The following is a 17,035-nucleotide window of genomic DNA, read 5'->3' as shown; positions in this document are numbered from 1 at the left end:
GCGGTCGGCGTCTTGTGACGCCGCCTGAACCTGCCGCCGGGGCTGTGCCTTGCGGTCAGGCGGAGGCCGGCCGGGCGGGCTGAGCGTGTGCCAGCAGGAATTCCGTAGCCCGCGCGATGGCCTCGGTGGAGGTTGCGTGGACGGCGTCGGACTCCTCCTCCTGGCGGTCCGCGGCGATGGCCGCGTACCACCAGGCATCGGCGTCCGGATCGTGGTGAATGACGGCTGTACCGCCTGCGTAGCGAAGCGGGATGGACTCGCTGGCGGACCTCTTGGCTACCGCGTGGGGCCATTTGAGGCGAGCGGACTGACGCTTGATGCCACCCCAGGCTGCACCCAGTTGGGCATAGTTGACTCCACTGCGGCCTGCTACGGTCGCTGCGCTTTCCGCGAGCCGGTCGACGGACCGCTTGGCTTCGTACAGCGCCCGCAGCAGCGCCAGTTGCACATCGGGCGCGGCCATGAGAGCGGGTTCGAAGGGCTTGCCCGCGGTGCGATAGGCCAGCGCACGGGTCGAAATCCGTTCAGCCAGTGCGCGGACCGCGTCGAGCACTGCTTCGTCCATGGTGAACGCGTCGTCATCGGTGGGGTCGTTCCAGGCGGGCTCCACCTGGGTCATGACGGTGGTCCAGAAGTCGTCGTCGTTCTTGTCCGGGGTCGGGATCACCACTGCATCGTCCATACGACAAATTTACCTGTCACTGTTTCAGATGACAAGTAAATTTACCGTCGACTAAAAATGACAGTTTCACCTGTCGTCGAATGATTGCCTCGCTCCGGTCAGGGTGCGAGGGTGCGCCGCAGCGCCTCGAGACCGTCACCGTAGATAGCGCGGAACAGGGCGATCGCTTCGTCGTCGCCGATCCTGTCCGGTGTGAAGGTGCCGCTCCACTCGACGAGGGAGAAGCCTCTCTCCGGGTCCTCGCGCACCGTGATGGTCGACAGGTAACCGGTCACCGGGAACGGTGCCTCGAGTATCGAGTAGCTGTAGGTGCGGGCCTTGTCGTCGAAGGCTTCGAGACGCTCGGTGATCCGGCCGCCTTGCTCGTTCGTGAGAGAACGGGTCCGGCCGCCTTCGCCGAGCTCACTCTTGCGGATGTACGGCAACCAGTCGGGCAGGCTGTCGAACCCGCCGATGAGCTGCCAGACCCGGTCGGGCGGTGCGGGAATGCGTACCGATGCGGTGGTCGTGGCCATGAGGGTTCTCCTTGCAGGTGTCGGTCAGCATTCAGACGGCGGGTACGGGAGCGTCGGCCGCGATCAGCCGCTCCTCGCGCAGCGCCGTCCAGAACCCGGCCGGGATCCGCTCGCCCAGCGCGGCGACGTCCTCCGCGACACGGCTGGGCCTGGTGGCACCGGGGATGGCGGCAACGGTGGCGGTGTGGGCCAGGGAGAACTGCAGGGCAGCGGCTTTGATGCCGACGCCGTGCCGTTGCGCCAGAGCCTTGATCCGCGCCACCCTGCTGACGATCTCGGCGGGCGCCTCCTGGTACTCGAAATGGGTCCCTCCGGCCAGAATCCCCGAGCTGTAGGGTCCACCGACGACGATGTCGACGTTCCGCTCGGCAGCGGCGGGCAGCAGGCGCTGCAGCGCACGGGCGTGATCCAGCAATGTGTACCGGCCGGCCAGGAGGAAGGCGTCGGGGGTGGGCTCGTCGAGGTCGAGAGTGAGCTCGAGTGGTTCCACCCGGTTCACACCCAGGCCCCACGCCCTGATGACACCCTCGGAACGCAGCTGCTCCAGTACACGGAAGGCGCCGGTGCGAGCCGTCTCGTACTGGGCGAGCCACTGGTCACCGTAGAAGTCCTGCGCGATGTCGTGCACCCAGACGATGTCGAGCCGGTCGGTCTTCAGCCGGCCGAGACTGTCCTCGATCGAGCGCATCGTCGCGTCCGCCGTGTAGTCGTTGCGCAGCTTGTTGGGGCGGCCGTACTCGAACAGGCCTCCCTTCTCGCCGAGTTCACGGGCGGCGGGGTCTTCCGGTTCGTCCAGGACGAGGCGGCCGACCTTGGTGCTCAGGACGTACGCCTCACGCGGGTGGGCGGCCAGGACCTCGCCCAGGCGGATCTCGGCGAGCCCCGCACCGTAGAAGGGCGCGGTGTCGAAGTAGCGGATGCCGTGGTCCCAGGCGGCTTCGACGGTGGCGGCCGCCTCCGCGTCGGGGACGTGTCGGAACATGTTGCCCAGCGGAGCAGTACCGAAGCCGAGCGGTCCGGGCAGTAGGGAAGCGATACCCATGGGGTGTTTCCTTGGAGAGGGGAGGGGGGCGACGTCGCTTCCTAGGGAAGGCGAGGTCCGCCGGTCTGACTCCCTCGACGCTACGATCCATACTTGAGACTGTCCAAGACTCGCTTGGACTGAGTTGAGTCCCCCGAGGTCTTACATGCTTGACCTGCGACAACTTCGCTACTTCATCGCCGTCGCCGAAACGGAACACGTCGGCCGCGCCGCGGAACAGCTCCACATCTCGCAGTCACCACTCAGCCGCCAGATCGCCCAGCTCGAGAAGAGCCTGGGCCTCACCCTCTTCGAGCGCATGCAGCAGCGCATCCGCCTGACCGCCGACGGACGGGTTTTCCTCACCGAGGCTCGCGCGCTGTTGCGGCATGCCGACAGGCTGGAGAACCTCGGCCGCCGTCTCGGACGCGGGGAGGAGGGCGGGCTGTGCATCGGCTACGTCCCGGACGCCATGCACACGGGCGTGCTCCCCTCGGCACTGCGCACCCTGCAGCAGGAACGCCCCGGCATCCACGTCGCCCTCTACAGCCTGACCGCGGACGAACAATTCGTCGGCCTGCGGCAACGCAGCCTCGACATCGCCCTGGTCCAGCAGCCCCCAGCAGCAGACGATCCCGATCTGATGGCAGCACCACTTCTCGAGGACCCGCTGCTCCTCGCCATCCCCGCGCATCACACCCTCGCGAGCCGTCAGGACATCACAGCGCCCGACCTGGACGGCCTGCCCTGGATCGCCGTCAACACGTCCCATCAGCCGGCAGCCCGGGACACGTTCATCGCCGCCTGCACGGCAGCGGGCTTCACGCCTGACATCCGCCTGGACGCACCGGAACCGCTGACGGCCCTAGGCCTCGTCGCCTCCGGCCTCGGGCTCGCACTCATCCAGAGAAGCATGATCCACGGAACCACCGAAGGAGTCGAAGTACGCGAACTGCCCTGGCACCGGGAATCAGTACACCTCTGGGCAGCGTGGCACCACACCGACCTACGCCCGGTGGTCGCGTCGTTCCGGGAGACGGTCCTCAGTCACCGCTCCTCCCCCCAAGCCCCCTGACAGAAGGGCGCCTCCGTCCACGACGGGCATGGTCCCCGGAATCGACTTCACAGCATGAGGGCTCGCACGCCCTTGTCCGGCCCCGTGGCTCATCGCCGGGGAGCGCACCGGAGCGACGGGAGCCACAGAGGGGGCACGACCCCGCGGATCACCGCCGTGTCTCGGTGCGGCCGGCGCCGCACCCGGCCCTGGCCGCCGCCCGGCAAGCCGGGGGCGGCCACTACCGTGGAGCGGGGTCATTCCGCCCACGTGTGCTCATCGCGACGACGGGTCGGACGGCAACGGCCGTTCGGATGCGCCGCACGACCCGCTGCACGTTGCACCTGCGTGGTCGGGAGGAGAGCGCTCAGCCCCAGACAGGAGCCGAGAAGACGCTGGCCGAGTTGTACCCCGAGTGCGGGAGGGCGGGCCAGCCGACGGGCTCGTGCTGGGTACGGTGGAAGTCGGCGGCCACGAGAGTCGCCAGGTTGAAGTAGGCCTCACGGGTCTGCGGCCTCATCTTCGCCAGATCGACCTCCGCTCCTGCCGAGAGGTGCTCGTCGAAGGGGACAACCACCACACCCCGGCAACGAGCACGGAAGTGCGCCACCACGTCGTTCAGCTTGATGATCTTGCCGGTCTTACGCGCCTCGGACACCACGGTGATGCTCCGCTGGACGAGGTCCGCGTAGCCATGGGCGTTGAGCCAGTCCAGGGTGGTGCTCGCGCTGGCAGCGCCGTCCACGCTGGAGGTGGCGACGACGATCAGCTGATCGGCAAGGTCAAGGACACCACCCATGGCACTGTGGAGCAGGCCGGTGCCGGAATCCGTGAGGATGATCGGGTAGTGCTGCCCGAGGCAGCCGACGACCTTGCGGTAGTCCTCGTCGTTGAACGCGGTGGAGAGGGCGGGATCCACGTCGTTGGCGAGAACCTCCAGACCGCTCGGGGACTGGGACGTGTAGCGGCGTACCGCCATGTAGTTGGGCAGGTTCGGGAGATCGGCCACCAGGTCACGGATGGTCGCGCTCGTCTCCCTGCGTACCCGGCGGCTGAGTGTTCCGGCGTCCGGGTTGGCGTCGATCGCCACGACCCGGTCCTGGCGTTCGGTGGCGAGCATCGCACCCAGAGCAGTCGTGGTGGTGGTCTTGCCGACCCCGCCCTTGAGGCTGATGACGGCGATCTTGTAGCAGTCCATCACCGGCGTGCGGAGCACGGCCAGCTTCTGCTGTCGTACCCGTTCCGCGCTCCTGCCGCCGATACGCAGCTTCTTGAAGCTGCCCCGGACGCCGGCCTTGTTGCGCAGAAGACGGTCCGACGAGAGCTCGACCGACGAGCTGTGCCCCAGAGCGGCGCCGTGCCCTGAACGGTCGGGACCTACGGGGGCGTAGTTGGCCGCGGCCCGGTGGTTGACCGGCGGAACATCGGCGAACCGTGGGGGCTGCGCCGCTCCGGCGTACGGGCGTGACAGAGGGGCCGCACCCAAGCTGTTGGCAGCGGGCACGCCCGCGGAAGCCTGTTGCCCGTACTCACCGGGCATGTACTCGTCGCCCGACCGCGCCAACGGCCGGGGTTCCCGCGATACGGCGGACTGAGGATCGCTCGCGGCATACCGATCCGGCGGCCTGTGGCCTCCGAAGGCGTCCGGCCTTTCCTCTCCTCCATCAGGTGCAGGTCTGCCCACGCTCATGTCACGGTCGTGCGTCATACTGTTCAGTCCTTTCAAGGATCTCGAAGAGCTCGTGGGGACAGGTTCGGCGCGTCGACGACGGGATGCTTCCGCCATCGATCTACCGTGTTCTTCGGGTCGGCGAGGTGCGTCTTCGCGGGAGCAGTCCTCGACATCTGACTCAGACGGCTGCGGCTGGCCGGCAGGAAGGCATTTCTGGACCTCGGGAACCAGGCCGTTCGGCCGGCCGGCCCCCGCCGTGGGACCGTCTGGAGGCCGGTCCCCGAGGTGCAGGCGGGTCGACGGCCCGTGCCCGGACGGAAGCAGCTCGGGAGCGTCAGCACCCTTCGTTCCGAGATCCTTCATGCTGCGTAGCTGCGACGACCTGGCGACCGCCCGGAGGCCCTTTCGGACCAGCATGCCGTTACTGTCGACCGTCAGCTCATGCTCTATGAACTGTTCTACGGTCAGTACCTGTTTCCCCTCGCTCACAGACCGTGGCGGTTGCCTCCACGTCATGGCCTCCCCGTGGCCGCCCCACTCACGCGCAGCCACGGCGCGCCTTTCGGCGGCTTCCATGGCTTGCTGGACGTTCGGCGGGATCTCGATACGGCTCCTCACCCGATACCGCCCCGTCTCCAGGTCGTCCGCGCACTGGAGCTGCACCTTCAGAGGGCCGACGAAGGAGTAGAGCTGCGACTCGGCATAGTCGCGTACCTTCTCGACCAGTTCCTCGCCGAGCATGACCAGACATGTGCTGTGCAATGCGTGATCGTCGGTGTTGAGCTCGATGACGAAGCTGTTGGGCACAACCGTGCGGTCGTGGCTCCAGATCCTGGCATTGACGTCACACTCGCGCCGGAGCGCGCCGACGAACTCCAAGGGCTGCACCGCAGACTTGAAAGCTTTCGCGAAGGCGCCGTTGACCCAGGCCTCGAAGCGCTGCTCCAGCTTGTTCAGCGTTCCCACTGTCAGCCTTCCAGTACGGATCGCCCGCCATTTGAGCGAATGTGCGTTCACTGACTGGGTGTTTCTAGCCAGATTTCGCCCCTTACTGCGGTGTGTCGCCGCGATTCACTCGATCGTCCCCGCAGTCGCCCGCTTCGGCCGATGCCTGGTCCGACGGGCCGGTGCGACGGCCGGGTACGACGGGGCGGACCTCGGCGGGGCGCCGCGTCGGACGGGGCGCCTGACAGGCTCGGCCGAACGAAGTCGCGCGTTGCGACCGACCTCCGGCCGGGCCGGGTCTGCGGCGAGCGTGACGCAGCAGAGACAGCGCAGCCGACGCCCGGAACGTCCCGGTGCCGGTCGCGACCGCTGCCTCGTCCGTCACACCTGTTCCGGACCGCCACGGCGCCACGCCGCCCGACGACGCACCTGCCGCTCGCTCGACGGGGCACGGTCGCGGGAACAGGCCGGGCCCTCGGTATCGGAGCCTCGGCGGTGGGCTGCTACCAGTCCGCGTCCCTTCCGGGGCGTTCTCTCGCGCATACCAGCCCGCCGGGAATCATGGGGTGGTCTGATGGCCGCATGCGCCCTGAGCACTGTGTGACCAGGAACCACATCGAGGTGTGGAATGGACGTGTGCTGCCGGCCGGGGCGGTGCGGGTCGCGTTCTGGACCGTACTGCGTGGCTCGCTCTTGCCGGTCTTGGTCTGGGGTGGAGTCATCAGCTTTGTCTTCTTCATCCACAGCCAATGGGCGGCGGTCGCCCTCGGTGGGCTCTTCGCGTTCTCGTTCCTGCTGGCGTTCGCCCTGCGCCGCAGGGCACGTCACTCCCTCCGGTGCAGTCTCTACGGCGCCGTGGGAGGGGTACTCGACATGTCGCTGGCAGGACTGTGAGGTGGTTCGGCGGTGGAGGCCCGCCGGGTTCGAGGTGGTTGACCCGCGCCCGGAAGCCCACACCGAGACGATTCGGCCACGGGGCTGCGAGGCCGGCGTACAGGTCGTGAGGCCCGCCAGATGAGCAGGGTCCGACACAGCCGTTGCGCACGCCGGGCTGTCGACCGGAGTGGCTTCGGTGGGATACCAGGAAGCGGACCTTCCGGCCTTCCTGCCGGGCCGCTCGACCGGTCGCTCATCCGGTCGCTCTCGGGCGGAGGACGCGCCTCAGGAATCACCGACGGCGTACGCCCAGGCCCCCTGCGTGCCGACGTGGCGCGGGAACCATCCGCACGAGGCCGCGGACGACGGTGTCGATCAGGTCGCCTGAGGGCGCGTCGGTTCCGTGCGTCAGCAACCGGGCGAGAGTGTGCACCAGAGTGGGCGAGGCCATGACTCGGCGGTTGAGGAGCGGGCGGTAGCCGTAGCGGGCGAACACCAGCTCGGCGACGGTGTTGCCGAGCCGGTAGTAGCGCCCCCAGCGGCAGTTCACTTCGCTCGCATACTGGTGCAGAGCCTGCTCACGCCCGGCGCCGCCCGGACGCTGCAGGGCCAGGGCGACGGTCTCTGCGGCGATCTCACCCGCCTCCATGGCTTGGACGATGCCTTCACCGCTCCATGGACTGACCATGCCACCGCTGTCGCCGACCAGTAGCAGGCCGCGACGGTACTGCGGCCTCCGGTTGAAGCCCATGGGCAGAGCGGCGCTGCGCAGCGGCGAGTCGGCGTTCTCCTCCCGCAGTTCCCAGTGCGGGGGCAGCCGTGTCACCCACTGCTCCATGGTGGCCCGCAGATCGACCGCACCGTGACGTCTGTGCGGAAGGGCGCCCAACCCGACGTTCACCCGGCCGTCACCGAGCGGGAATATCCAGCCGTATCCCGGCAGGTCACGTCCGGTCCGGGAACAGAGCAGATCGGCCCAGAGCTCCAGGTAGGGGTCGTGGGTGCGGGCTTCGCTGCGGTAGTAGCGGCGGGCGGCGGTGGCCACCGGCCTGCTCGGGTCCCTCTCCAACCCCATGGCCAGAGCGGTTCGGGCGGAGGCGCCGTCAGCCGCGATCACCACGGAGGCGTGGTAGTTCCTCGGCTGTTGGTCGGCTCCCACGACAGCGCTTACGCCGGTGATGCGTCCGGCACGGTCGGTCAGGGGGCCCGTTGCCTTCGTCTCCAGGAGCAACCGTGCTCCGGCGGCCACAGCCTGGCGGACCAGGATGTCGTCGAAGTCGCGCCGGGAGCGAGTGAGACCGAAGTCCGGATGGCTGCCGGAGCGAGGCCAGTCGATGTGTACCTGGCGTCCTCCGCACACCCACCGCATGCCCTTGGTGCGCATCCAGCCCGGAGCGTCGATGTCGACGCCCATGCGGACCAGTTGCTGCACTCCGCGAGGGGTGAGGCCGTCCCCGCACACCTTGTCCCGGGGGAAGGTGCCCTTCTCGAGCAGCAATACGTCCACACCGGCCCGCGCCAGGTGCAGGGCCGTAGCCGAACCGGCTGGACCAGCACCCACGACGATCACCTGCGCCTGATGATCACCCGCACTCGCACCCTCGTCCGTCTCCACTTGCTGACTCCTCAGTGAGCAGGGTGAGTCGGGACATCCGACGTGACGTCGGCATCGTGAGCCGTTCCGCAGACCGGACTCGGGGCCTGCGCACCGAGCACATACCCCGTCCGAGCCCGGAACACCCCCTCAGGCAGGACGTGAAGATGTGCTCGACCGTGGCCGGCGACGACACACGCCGCCCCAGTCGACGCAGTTCGCTCCCTTGCGAGGCCGGGCACGGCCGTGGGCGGCTGGACAACCCCCTGCACGAACAGGTGCTCAGGGTGGGTGTCCTCTGGAGCAAGGCCTCTCCGCTCCCCGAACCGCGCCCACCTCGATGTGGGACGCGGGAGCTATTCGGACCGGGGCCTGTCTCGGCGGGGGCTGCGGCCCGCGTCGGCATGACGAAACTGCGCGAGTCCGCCTGACGTTGCCCGCTCGACGCCCCGGGCCGGGGCAGACGTACATCTGTCCGCCCCCGGCGGACGCCTACGCCGGCTGTGTCGGCACCAGGCCCTCGGATCGTGTCCGGGGCCTGGGCGACTCGACTACCGGATCAGGCAGTCGTGATGTTCTCCGCCTGCGGGCCCTTCTGGCCCTGGGTGACGTCGAAGGTGACGGCCTGGCCTTCCTGGAGCTCCCGGAAGCCAGTGGCGTTGATGGCGGAGTAGTGCGCGAAGACGTCCGGCCCGCCGCCGTCCTGCTGGATGAAGCCGAAACCCTTTTCGGCGTTGAACCACTTGACGGTTCCGCTGGCCATGCTCGTGCCTTCCCGTTGATATCCGGCGCCGCACCGCGCGGTCCCGGAGATGTCATGGCCCGAACCGGCACAGCAGAACGCCCGCACCGAAGCGCGGGCAGGTACGGCGGACCACGACATCTGGCAGTGACGCTACATGGCGAAACCGGCCCCCACCAGAGAGCAACGACGCTATGTGCACATCCAGTGGACCCGACTCACTCCTACGGCACGATTTGTGCACGAACTACGGACTCCTGCCGCCGGATCGTCGACCCTCGTCCCACGAATGATCACGGCTGACCGCTGAGACCTTCCCGGCGCCCCGGCAAGGTCCTCCCGTCAGCGAACCGCGCACGAAGGCAGTGCTCACGGACCGACGTGAAAACCGTGGAAGCCCTGACACCTTCGTACATGCCGGGTGGCACAGGGGCGATGGTCCGACTTCACGCTCCCGGGCTCGCGGCCGAAGCGGTCGCGGACATCCGCGCCCCGCACCTGCCCACCCTGAACGAGGAGGCGAGTGCCCCACCAGGGGTGACGCCGAGACCGGTCTCGCCGCACCAGCCCGCACTGCTCGCCGTCGCTCGTTCGCGTCCACCCGTGTGGGGACCCGGCCTCACGAGGGCCGGAGCTCGACGGTGTACCGCTCCTCGGCAGACAGCTTGCCCAGAGAGGACTTTCCGGCCGGACGACCAACGGCTCGCCCGCCCGAACTTCCTGATCGCGGTTCCTGCATCCGCAACTTCGCGCCAACAACTCGCATTCAGCGTGGCGTTGGGAACCTCAACCTGTGAAGCAGCACGCCCCGGTTCCTTGCGATCGAGCGCCGAGGAAGGCCTTGCATCTGTGGTAAATCGGCATCCACTGGGGCGTTGCCTTCGTTTGTGGGTAGCATCAGCCGCCCATACCCGTTTGAGACACGACGAAAGACGAGGACTGCATGTCCGAAAACACTCCTACATCCGGCATCAGCGCAGACTACGCGCAGAGGATCACGGACGATCTCGCCGCCAACCGGACCGAGCAGGAGCAGGCGCGTGCCGAGCTGGCCCGGCTGCAGGACGAGCTCGTCCGCCTGGAGGAGGGTGAGCAGATCCTGGTCAAGATGCAAGAGGTGCTGGGTGGCCCCGGAAAGCCGGCTGCCCGCAAGGGCAACGGCCGGAAGGCGGCGGCGTCCGTGCCCGCCGCCCGCCAGGCCAAGGGAAAGTCCTCCGCCAAGGGAGGAGGAGAGGGGTCCAAGCCTCGCACTCGCGCCGCGCAGCAGACCTCCGCCGCCAAGACGGCAGCACCCAAGGAGGCCGGCGAGCCGACGTGGCGTGAGCTGGTCACCGGATATCTGGCGGATCAGAGGGAGCCGAAGTCCGCCGCCGAGGTGACCGCCGCCCTGACGGAGACCCACCCGCAGCGCCCGGCCCAGGTCACCGTGGTCCGCAACACTCTCGAGCACGGCGTCGCCCAAGGGTTGCTGGAGCGCTCCAAGCAGGGACGCTCCGTCTACTACAGCCCGGTGCCGGCTGCGAAGCGCGACGAAGTCGCGGAGCCTGCCAAGTAACCGAGCTCAGAAGAATGGACGGCGGGAGTGCCTGAGGGCGTGTGAGTACGACGCTGCCGGTCGGCCGTCGGCCGGAGCCCACGCACGGTACATGCCAGGCGCTGGTAGGTCTGCGTACCGGCCCGAGTGCACCGTGCGCATCCGTGGTGCCACTCGCTGAGCTACACCTCTGAGGTGTCGGTGTCACGCGCCCTCGGCACCCCCGGTCATGAACCCCCACTCCCCCGCCGGACGTAAGCCACACCGGCACCACCGGCCTCTCGCGTCCGAAGTGCCCGCCCGGCCGTGCGCCCGAGGGTTCGACCGGTGTGCGCACGGAGCGGACGGCTTGGGGTGCACGTGGGGCATATGATCCCGCGAACGCGCCCGCAGGGATGTGACCGGACGGCGATGCCCTCACGTGGACGCCCTCTTCTCGACGTAGGTCATGACACATCGCGGCGCCGCGCGGCTGGAAGGCGCATCGTCTCGCAGGTCCCTCCTTCGGGGTGCGGTGCCGAGGCGGTCGACCACGCCCTGCCTGGCCATGGGAACCGGCACTCGACGGTGGGGCCGTTGGCCTGTCGCCACACGACCCGGTCCCGTGGAGCATGTGCCGCACAGGCGGCGAGTGTACGTTCGTACGCCTGATATATATGGTTCTCGAATGACCGTTGACACACCGAGCCGGCCCGCTCAGGCCGAACGGCGGGCTCGTGCAGCCGTAGCCGTACTGTTCTTCACCAACGGGGCTCTCTTCGCCAAGCTCCTGCCGAGATATCCGCAGATCAAAGCTGATCTGGACATGAGCAACGCCGTCTACGGGCTGGCCGTCGCAGCCTTCCCGGCGGGGGCCCTCGTGGCAGGCCTCGCAGCCGGAGCGGCCATCCGCCGGCTGGGGTCGGCGCGGGCGGCGGTGACGGGCACCCTGCTGACCGGTGCGGGTATTCTCGCCGCCGGCCTGGCCGACTCGGTCGCGCTGTTCGCGGGAGCGTTGTTCCTGGCCGGAGCGATGGACTCCGTCACCGACGTCGCGCAGAACGCCCATGGACTGCGGGTGCAGCGCCGCTACGGACGCTCCATCATCAATTCCTTCCACGCGATCTGGTCCATCGGCGCCGTCGCCGGGGGGTCCATGGCCGCCGCGGCGATCGCGCTCGGCCTCTCGAGGGGCCAGCACCTGACCTTCTCGGCCGTGGTGTTCGCGATCGCGGCGTGTGTCGCCCTGCGGTTCTGCTTGACCGGCCCCGAGAACGACCGGGTCCCGGAATCCGACGGCGACGGCGACGGCCTCGTGAAACGCTCGGCGGGCCCTGCGGTGCCGGGCCGGCGCACCGTGTACGTGCTGGCCGCACTCGTCCTCATCGCGACGGCCGGCACCCTCGTCGAAGACGCGGGCAGTTCCTGGGCGACGCTCTACCTCTCGGGCTCGCTGCAAGCATCGATCACACTCGCGGCCTTCGGTTACATCGCTCTGGTGGGGGCCCAGTTCGTCGGACGCATCATCGGCGACCGGCTCGTCGACCGGTTCGGCCAGCGTACGGTGGCGCGAGCAGGCGGCCTCATAGCAGCAGCCGGCATGGGCCTTGCCCTTGCTGTCCCCACCGTCCCCGGCACGATTCTCGGCTTTGCCGCGGCGGGGTTCGGGGTGGCGACGCTGGTACCCGCGGCCATGCACGAGGCGGACGAACTTCCGGGCCTCAAGCCCGGCTCAGGGCTGGCGATCGTCTCCTGGCTCATGCGCCTCGGGTTCCTGGCCTCGCCTCCGATCGTCGGCCTGGTGACCGACGCGACCAGTCTCCGGGCAGGTCTTCTGGTGGTGCCACTTGCCGGACTGCTGGCGTTCCTGCTCGCCGGAGTGCTGCGGCCTCGTCACCGCTGAGCAAGGCGCGTTCCCACTCCGACCGGCACCCCCGGTCGTGGTCGGGTGCGCCTCTCCCAGGACGACGGTGCAGGCGACGGCGAGCCGGATGTGGGCACTCGCTTGCCGTGGGCGGCGCGCCGGTCGTCAGCGTCGCGGCGCAGGGTACGAGACGGGCAGAGGGATACCACGGGCGGCCATGATCTCCCGTACGCGGTCGGGGTAGTCGGTGATGATGCCGTCGATGCCCATGTCCATGAGCGCCTCGATGGTGGCGGGGTCGTCACAGGTCCAGGGGACGACCTTCAGCCCACGCCGGTGTGCGTCGCGAATCATCTTCCTGTCGGGGTAGAAGCGGAACTCGGGGTCGCCGATCGTACCGTTCTGCGGGAATCCGTAGTTCGGGGACAGTGTGGTCACCCCCGGGACGGAAGCGGCAGCCCTCACGAAGTCTCCGTCGTAGTCATCGGCGTCGACTCCGCCGAGCCAGGGCGAAGCTCCGGGCTTCCCCACCTGGAGGAAGTCGTAGTTCGTCAGCGCCACGAGGGGGTAGGCAGGTGCGAGTTCGTGCATCTCCTTCAACGCCCCCCAGTCGAAGGACTGGACGGACACCTGCTTCTCGATACCGGAACGGCGGATCTCCTCGAAGACACGACGGACGAAGAGCTTGCGCGGCGCGGTCTGCTCGGGTGCTCCGGCCTCCACCTTCGTCTCGATGTTCAGCTTGACCCGCTTGGCCCCGTAGTTCCTCACCAGATCGAGGACGTCCCTCAGCTCAACCATGCGGAAGCCCTTGATCTGCTCCTGCTCGGGGAATCCGGGCAACTGCTGATATCCGCAGTCCATCGTCTTGACCTGGGCGAGCGTCAGATCCTTGATGTACTTGCCGACATACGGAAACATCGGGTCACCCGTCGTCAGCGGCGCTGTGTCCTTGCACTTCTGAGCGCTGACCTGCCGGTCGTGTGTCACGACCACCTTCCGGTCCCTGGTGACCTGCGTGTCCAGCTCCAGAGTGCTGACACCCAGGCGTAGCGCCTTACCGAAGCCCTCGAGGGATCCCTCCGTGGTCAGGCCGAGGCCTCCGCGGTGGGCCTGCAGGTCGAACGCGGTTTTCCGAACCGGCTCATGCGTGTGAGCGGCCATGGCAGCCTGCGCGGTCGCCGGGAAGGCAAGCGCAGAGAGAAGAGCAAGGGCGACGGCTGAGTGTCTCAGGGCCATGGGTGCCTCGTCTGTTGCGTAGAACTGGACGTCGCGAAGCCAATCCCGGGGATTCGGCTCGCACACAGCCCCTCGGCAAGGACATCGTGAACGTCCGTGGAACGGTCGGTCCCTATGTGGACACAAGCCGCCGGTCGTGAGGTTCCGTCCGCGCCGTTGCGATCCGGGAGGACCGTCCGTCCTTCACCTTCGCCCTGGTCTGCGGATGTCACCGCCGCCCCACCTCAAGTTCTGGAAGCCGCTCCACGTTCCCTGTGGGGTCGGCACCTCAGGTCACCTCGGTTCATCCGGCCACGTACCCGCTCAGCTACGCGCTCAAAGGCCCCGAGGGGGGCCACTTCGCCGGTACGGGGTCCGGGTGGCGCTGCCGTGACCGGCACCCATTCGGATGAACCCCGTCCAGCCGGGAATAGGGGGTGAGTGTCGCTGTTGAGCACACCATGACTTCTGAGACACGTGAGGCATTCGGACGGGTCGGTATCTGGAGCAGCGCCCTGCACGGGTCGCGGACGGACGGCCCGGGCAGACAAGCGATCGCGGAGGCGGTGGCCGAGCTCGAGGAACTGGAGTACGGCACGCTGTGGATCGGTGGCAGCCCTTCCATCGAGGACGCCGCGGCTGTGGTCACCGCCACACGCACGGTCACTGTGGCCACCGGCATCCTGAGCATCTGGGACCAGTCCGCCGAGGAGGTAGCGGCCCGGATCGCCGAGATCGAAGCGTCGGCACGCGGGCGGTTCGTGCTCGGTCTGGGCGTCAGCCACGGCCCGATGGTGCCGCAGTACTCGAGGCCGTACAGCGCGATGGCCGCCTATCTCGACGCGCTCGACACCACGACCCCGCCCGTGGGCCCCGAGCGCCGGATCATCGCAGCGCTCGGCCCGAAGATGCTGAAGCTCGCCTCCGGCCGGACGCTGGGCGCCCACCCCTATCTCGTCACCGCCGAACACACCGCGGAGGCACGCACGGCGCTCGGCCCCGGCGCACTCCTCGCTCCCGAGCTGTCGGTGGTCCTCGACACCGACATCGACCGGGCCCGCGCCACCGCGCGGAACATGCTGGCGATGTACCTCCAACTTCCCAATTACACGGCTAATCTGCTGCGCCTGGGATTCACCGAGAGCGACTTCGACGGTGGTGGCAGTACTCGTCTCCTGGACGCCCTCTTCGCCCTGGGTGACGCCGAACGTGTGAAGGCCCGGACACGGGAGTACCACGACGCCGGCGCCGACCACGTGGCGCTCCAGGTCCTCACCGCCGACGAGGGCGGCGGCGGCCTCCCGAGGGCCGAATGGCGCGAGCTGGCCGGGGCGTTCGCCGGTGAGCTGTAGCGGGTGAGTCCCAGAGGCGGCCGGGCCGGCAGGACCACCTCGGAGCCTTGCCGGTCCTGAGCTCATGAGCCGTCAGGACCTGTGGCGGTACGGTCGGCGACCACGACCACCTCGTGGACGAGCACAGCGCACCGTCAGACACGCCGCCACGACTTCGGCCTCGCCGCCACAGCGGATCCGCCTGTCGTGGGCGGCGTGGTCATCCCTTGCGGCCCCCTCACCGTCATGCCGGAGGCCGGTACCGGCCTCCGGCATGACATGGACGGAGTCGATCGCAGGAAGTCGACGTGCTATCCGAGTTCGATGGTGGTCGCAGCGAAGATGCCTGCCATGTCGATGTCGGGTGTGTCCCTGGTGTACATCCGTGCACACTCAAAGGTCGGTTCAAGTCCTAGGCGCTCCATCAGCCTGACCGCCGCCACGTTCACATCAGGCACGTCCAGCGCCACCGGCGCCCCCTGCTGAGCTGCCGACAGGCTGTTCAGCAGGGCGACAGCGATGTCGTCGGAAGCGGCATAGAGAGGGCCGACGCGCGCGCCGGATTCGGCAGGACGCGCGACTCCGAAACCCCTCAACTCGCCTTCCCGCAGCGCCACGAGGGCCGTGTGGCCCGGCACCCCCACCCACAAGGAGAGGAAGGCGTCCCGGCGCGCGGGGAAGAAGCGGCGGTCGTAGGACGCCAGACTGCCGAAGGGAATGGATCCCGCATCGACCACTGCGATGTCCCCGGCAGTCTTCTCCCAGCCCGGCACTCCCGCGTACCGCACGTGGTTCCAGGCGGTGCGGAACCCGGACTTGCGGTAGTTGTCCTGCTGTGCGATCACGCCGTCGAGGCCCACGTTCCGGCCGTCCAGGTGTTTCATGGCCGCCTGCCACGTCCGGATCCCGTATCCCTGTCCGCGGACAGGGGGCCGCGCGATGTAGAACCCGACGAACCCGAAGTCCGCTCCGTACCGTACGGCGGAGACGGAGGTGACGGGTTCCCCGTCCAGCCTCCCCAGGAGAAATCCGTGCGGGTCGGCCGCGTGGAAGGGGAGATGGTCCAGCTTCCCCGGGTTCCACTGTTCGTCGTCGGCCCACTCCAGGAACCTCGCCATGTCCCGGATGCCGGCGGTCGTGATCTCGTACTCTGCCATGTCCCTCTTCCAGTCTGTTCCTGCGGGTACAGGTCCCCTCCCCCAACCCCCACAGCGGAAGGCGTGCGGGCTCGGTTCTCGCGACCTGGCGGGGCGTCACCACCGCATCGGGACGACCTTCACCTATGGCGCTGCACCCTCCAAGTCCACATACACGCGGGCAAATACCCAGACCAGAGCCCTCCGCAACATACTCTGAGCCGAGATGGCGCAATCCACGGGCCAGCCAACAAGGAAATTCGGGGACGTGCTGAGCCCCTCACCACCGGAATTCACCGTCGTAGAGGCGTCGGTGCCACCATTCGGCATGCCATTGCAGGCGTCGGCAGGCATGCGGGTCGGGGAGGGTCCGGCGGCGAAGCTCTGCGTCCAGACACCTCACCACCCGCCCGAGTTCCGCGCGGGACGGCTGGGGAAGCGAACGCAACGCCTCTTGCAGGATGGCCCGGGCGTTCGCCACGTCGACAAGCGAGGAGTCCGGATGGGGAGAGGCTGGAAAGCACAGGTCCAGGTAGCGGCCTGGCTGTCGCAGGAACGCCCGGTAGTGCCTGAGCGCGGCCTCCACCGCCCCGTCCCACAAGCCGTCCCACAGTCCGGCCCAGGAGTCGCCGTGCTCACGCTCCGCGCGCTGGATCTCGGCGCAGGTGCGCTCGGACAACCCGGGGATTCGGCAGGTCCAAGGGCCCCAGACGGGCGGGACCGGAGTATCGGCGCGAAGCGCGCCAGGCCGTCTACGCGGCACGGGCCTTTCGGTTGGTCATCATGCTCCGGATCATGCCGGGCGGCCTGAGAGCCCGCAAGGGCCCGCGGCCCTCGAGCTCGCGGCAATGCGCACACGAGGCCCCTGCGTA

At 68.4% G+C, this 17,035-nt stretch carries 14 protein-coding genes and 1 pseudogene; 5 read left to right on the top strand and 10 right to left on the bottom strand.

Going from position 1 to position 17,035, the window contains the following annotated elements; all coding sequences use genetic code 11:
* Positions 1-55: 55 nt before the first annotated feature.
* From OO67_RS30395 to OO67_RS30385, 3 genes are all read right to left on the bottom strand, one after another.
* Positions 56-682: a hypothetical protein gene (locus OO67_RS30395; RefSeq protein ID WP_033304958.1), complete on the bottom strand. Its 627-nt coding sequence runs from the start codon at positions 680-682 to the stop codon at positions 56-58.
* Positions 683-780: 98 nt separating this feature from the next.
* Entirely contained in the window at positions 781-1,197 is a 417-nt protein-coding gene (locus tag OO67_RS30390) for an SRPBCC family protein (protein ID WP_033304957.1), read from the bottom strand.
* Positions 1,198-1,228: 31 nt separating this feature from the next.
* Positions 1,229-2,239 carry an aldo/keto reductase gene (locus OO67_RS30385; protein WP_033304956.1) on the bottom strand — a complete coding sequence of 337 codons (1,011 nt, stop codon included), beginning with the start codon at positions 2,237-2,239 and terminating at the stop codon, positions 1,229-1,231.
* Positions 2,240-2,384: 145 nt separating this feature from the next.
* On the opposite strand from OO67_RS30385, the gene OO67_RS30380 reads away from it, so the two are divergent.
* Positions 2,385-3,293 (top strand): LysR family transcriptional regulator, encoded by a 909-nt coding sequence (locus OO67_RS30380; protein ID WP_033304955.1) that lies wholly within the window; start codon positions 2,385-2,387, stop codon positions 3,291-3,293.
* A gap of 346 nt (positions 3,294-3,639) precedes the next feature.
* Here the strand turns inward: OO67_RS30380 and OO67_RS40220 are convergent, their stop codons facing one another.
* Both OO67_RS40220 and OO67_RS40215 read right to left on the bottom strand, forming a co-directional pair.
* Positions 3,640-4,776 carry a MinD/ParA family ATP-binding protein gene (locus OO67_RS40220; RefSeq protein WP_341864667.1) on the bottom strand — a complete coding sequence of 379 codons (1,137 nt, stop codon included), beginning with the start codon at positions 4,774-4,776 and terminating at the stop codon, positions 3,640-3,642.
* An 840-nt stretch (positions 4,777-5,616) separates the two neighbouring features.
* A pseudogene (locus OO67_RS40215) lies at positions 5,617-5,910 on the bottom strand (DUF3662 domain-containing protein); the annotation flags it as partial.
* 561 nt (positions 5,911-6,471) lie between these two features.
* On the opposite strand from OO67_RS40215, the gene OO67_RS30370 reads away from it, so the two are divergent.
* Positions 6,472-6,783: a hypothetical protein gene (locus OO67_RS30370; protein ID WP_033304953.1), complete on the top strand. Its 312-nt coding sequence runs from the start codon at positions 6,472-6,474 to the stop codon at positions 6,781-6,783.
* A gap of 274 nt (positions 6,784-7,057) precedes the next feature.
* On the opposite strand, the gene OO67_RS30365 is transcribed toward OO67_RS30370, so the two are convergent.
* A complete protein-coding gene (locus OO67_RS30365) occupies positions 7,058-8,380 on the bottom strand; it encodes a geranylgeranyl reductase family protein (protein ID WP_033304952.1) in 1,323 nt (440 codons plus the stop codon).
* 538 nt (positions 8,381-8,918) lie between these two features.
* A complete protein-coding gene (locus OO67_RS30360) occupies positions 8,919-9,122 on the bottom strand; it encodes a cold-shock protein (protein WP_014158060.1) in 204 nt (67 codons plus the stop codon).
* Positions 9,123-10,044: 922 nt separating this feature from the next.
* Between OO67_RS30360 and OO67_RS30355 the strand changes: the two genes are divergently transcribed.
* Both OO67_RS30355 and OO67_RS30350 read left to right on the top strand, forming a co-directional pair.
* Positions 10,045-10,656, top strand: a complete 612-nt coding sequence (locus OO67_RS30355) for a hypothetical protein (protein WP_033304951.1) — start codon at positions 10,045-10,047, stop codon at positions 10,654-10,656.
* A 646-nt stretch (positions 10,657-11,302) separates the two neighbouring features.
* Positions 11,303-12,517, top strand: coding sequence for an MFS transporter (locus tag OO67_RS30350; RefSeq protein ID WP_033304950.1), 1,215 nt, complete (start codon positions 11,303-11,305; stop codon positions 12,515-12,517).
* A gap of 126 nt (positions 12,518-12,643) precedes the next feature.
* Here the strand turns inward: OO67_RS30350 and OO67_RS30345 are convergent, their stop codons facing one another.
* The gene (locus tag OO67_RS30345) at positions 12,644-13,717 is read right to left on the bottom strand and encodes a glycerophosphodiester phosphodiesterase family protein (protein WP_033304949.1); all 1,074 of its coding nucleotides are present in this window, start codon (positions 13,715-13,717) and stop codon (positions 12,644-12,646) included.
* 440 nt (positions 13,718-14,157) lie between these two features.
* Between OO67_RS30345 and OO67_RS30340 the strand changes: the two genes are divergently transcribed.
* A complete protein-coding gene (locus OO67_RS30340; RefSeq protein WP_033304948.1) occupies positions 14,158-15,048 on the top strand; it encodes a TIGR03620 family F420-dependent LLM class oxidoreductase in 891 nt (296 codons plus the stop codon).
* Between the two features lie 290 nt (positions 15,049-15,338).
* On the opposite strand, the gene OO67_RS30335 is transcribed toward OO67_RS30340, so the two are convergent.
* Together OO67_RS30335 and OO67_RS30330 are read right to left on the bottom strand one after the other, a co-directional pair.
* Positions 15,339-16,184, bottom strand: coding sequence for a GNAT family N-acetyltransferase (locus OO67_RS30335; protein ID WP_033304947.1), 846 nt, complete (start codon positions 16,182-16,184; stop codon positions 15,339-15,341).
* A 259-nt stretch (positions 16,185-16,443) separates the two neighbouring features.
* Complete coding sequence (locus tag OO67_RS30330) at positions 16,444-16,842, bottom strand: hypothetical protein (RefSeq protein ID WP_051710008.1); 399 nt, start codon at positions 16,840-16,842, stop codon at positions 16,444-16,446.
* Positions 16,843-17,035 lie beyond the last annotated feature (193 nt).

Origin of the sequence: Streptomyces atroolivaceus, assembly GCF_000717025.1 — a bacterium.
In the GTDB taxonomy this organism is placed as follows: domain Bacteria; phylum Actinomycetota; class Actinomycetes; order Streptomycetales; family Streptomycetaceae; genus Streptomyces; species Streptomyces atroolivaceus.
This window is presented reverse-complemented; position numbering and strand designations above follow the sequence as displayed.

What these genes read in the sequence shown, in the direction of transcription:
- OO67_RS30395 (WP_033304958.1), bottom strand. Translation starts at nt 682, where the DNA reads ATGGACGATGCAGTGGTGATCCCGACCCCGGACAAGAACGACGACGAC.
- OO67_RS30390 (WP_033304957.1), bottom strand. Translation starts at nt 1,197, where the DNA reads ATGGCCACGACCACCGCATCGGTACGCATTCCCGCACCGCCCGACCGG.
- OO67_RS30385 (WP_033304956.1), bottom strand. Translation starts at nt 2,239, where the DNA reads ATGGGTATCGCTTCCCTACTGCCCGGACCGCTCGGCTTCGGTACTGCT.
- OO67_RS30380 (WP_033304955.1), top strand. Translation starts at nt 2,385, where the DNA reads ATGCTTGACCTGCGACAACTTCGCTACTTCATCGCCGTCGCCGAAACG.
- OO67_RS30370 (WP_033304953.1), top strand. Translation starts at nt 6,472, where the DNA reads ATGCGCCCTGAGCACTGTGTGACCAGGAACCACATCGAGGTGTGGAAT.
- OO67_RS30360 (WP_014158060.1), bottom strand. Translation starts at nt 9,122, where the DNA reads ATGGCCAGCGGAACCGTCAAGTGGTTCAACGCCGAAAAGGGTTTCGGC.
- OO67_RS30355 (WP_033304951.1), top strand. Translation starts at nt 10,045, where the DNA reads ATGTCCGAAAACACTCCTACATCCGGCATCAGCGCAGACTACGCGCAG.
- OO67_RS30350 (WP_033304950.1), top strand. Translation starts at nt 11,303, where the DNA reads ATGACCGTTGACACACCGAGCCGGCCCGCTCAGGCCGAACGGCGGGCT.
- OO67_RS30345 (WP_033304949.1), bottom strand. Translation starts at nt 13,717, where the DNA reads ATGGCCCTGAGACACTCAGCCGTCGCCCTTGCTCTTCTCTCTGCGCTT.
- OO67_RS30340 (WP_033304948.1), top strand. Translation starts at nt 14,158, where the DNA reads ATGACTTCTGAGACACGTGAGGCATTCGGACGGGTCGGTATCTGGAGC.
- OO67_RS30335 (WP_033304947.1), bottom strand. Translation starts at nt 16,184, where the DNA reads ATGGCAGAGTACGAGATCACGACCGCCGGCATCCGGGACATGGCGAGG.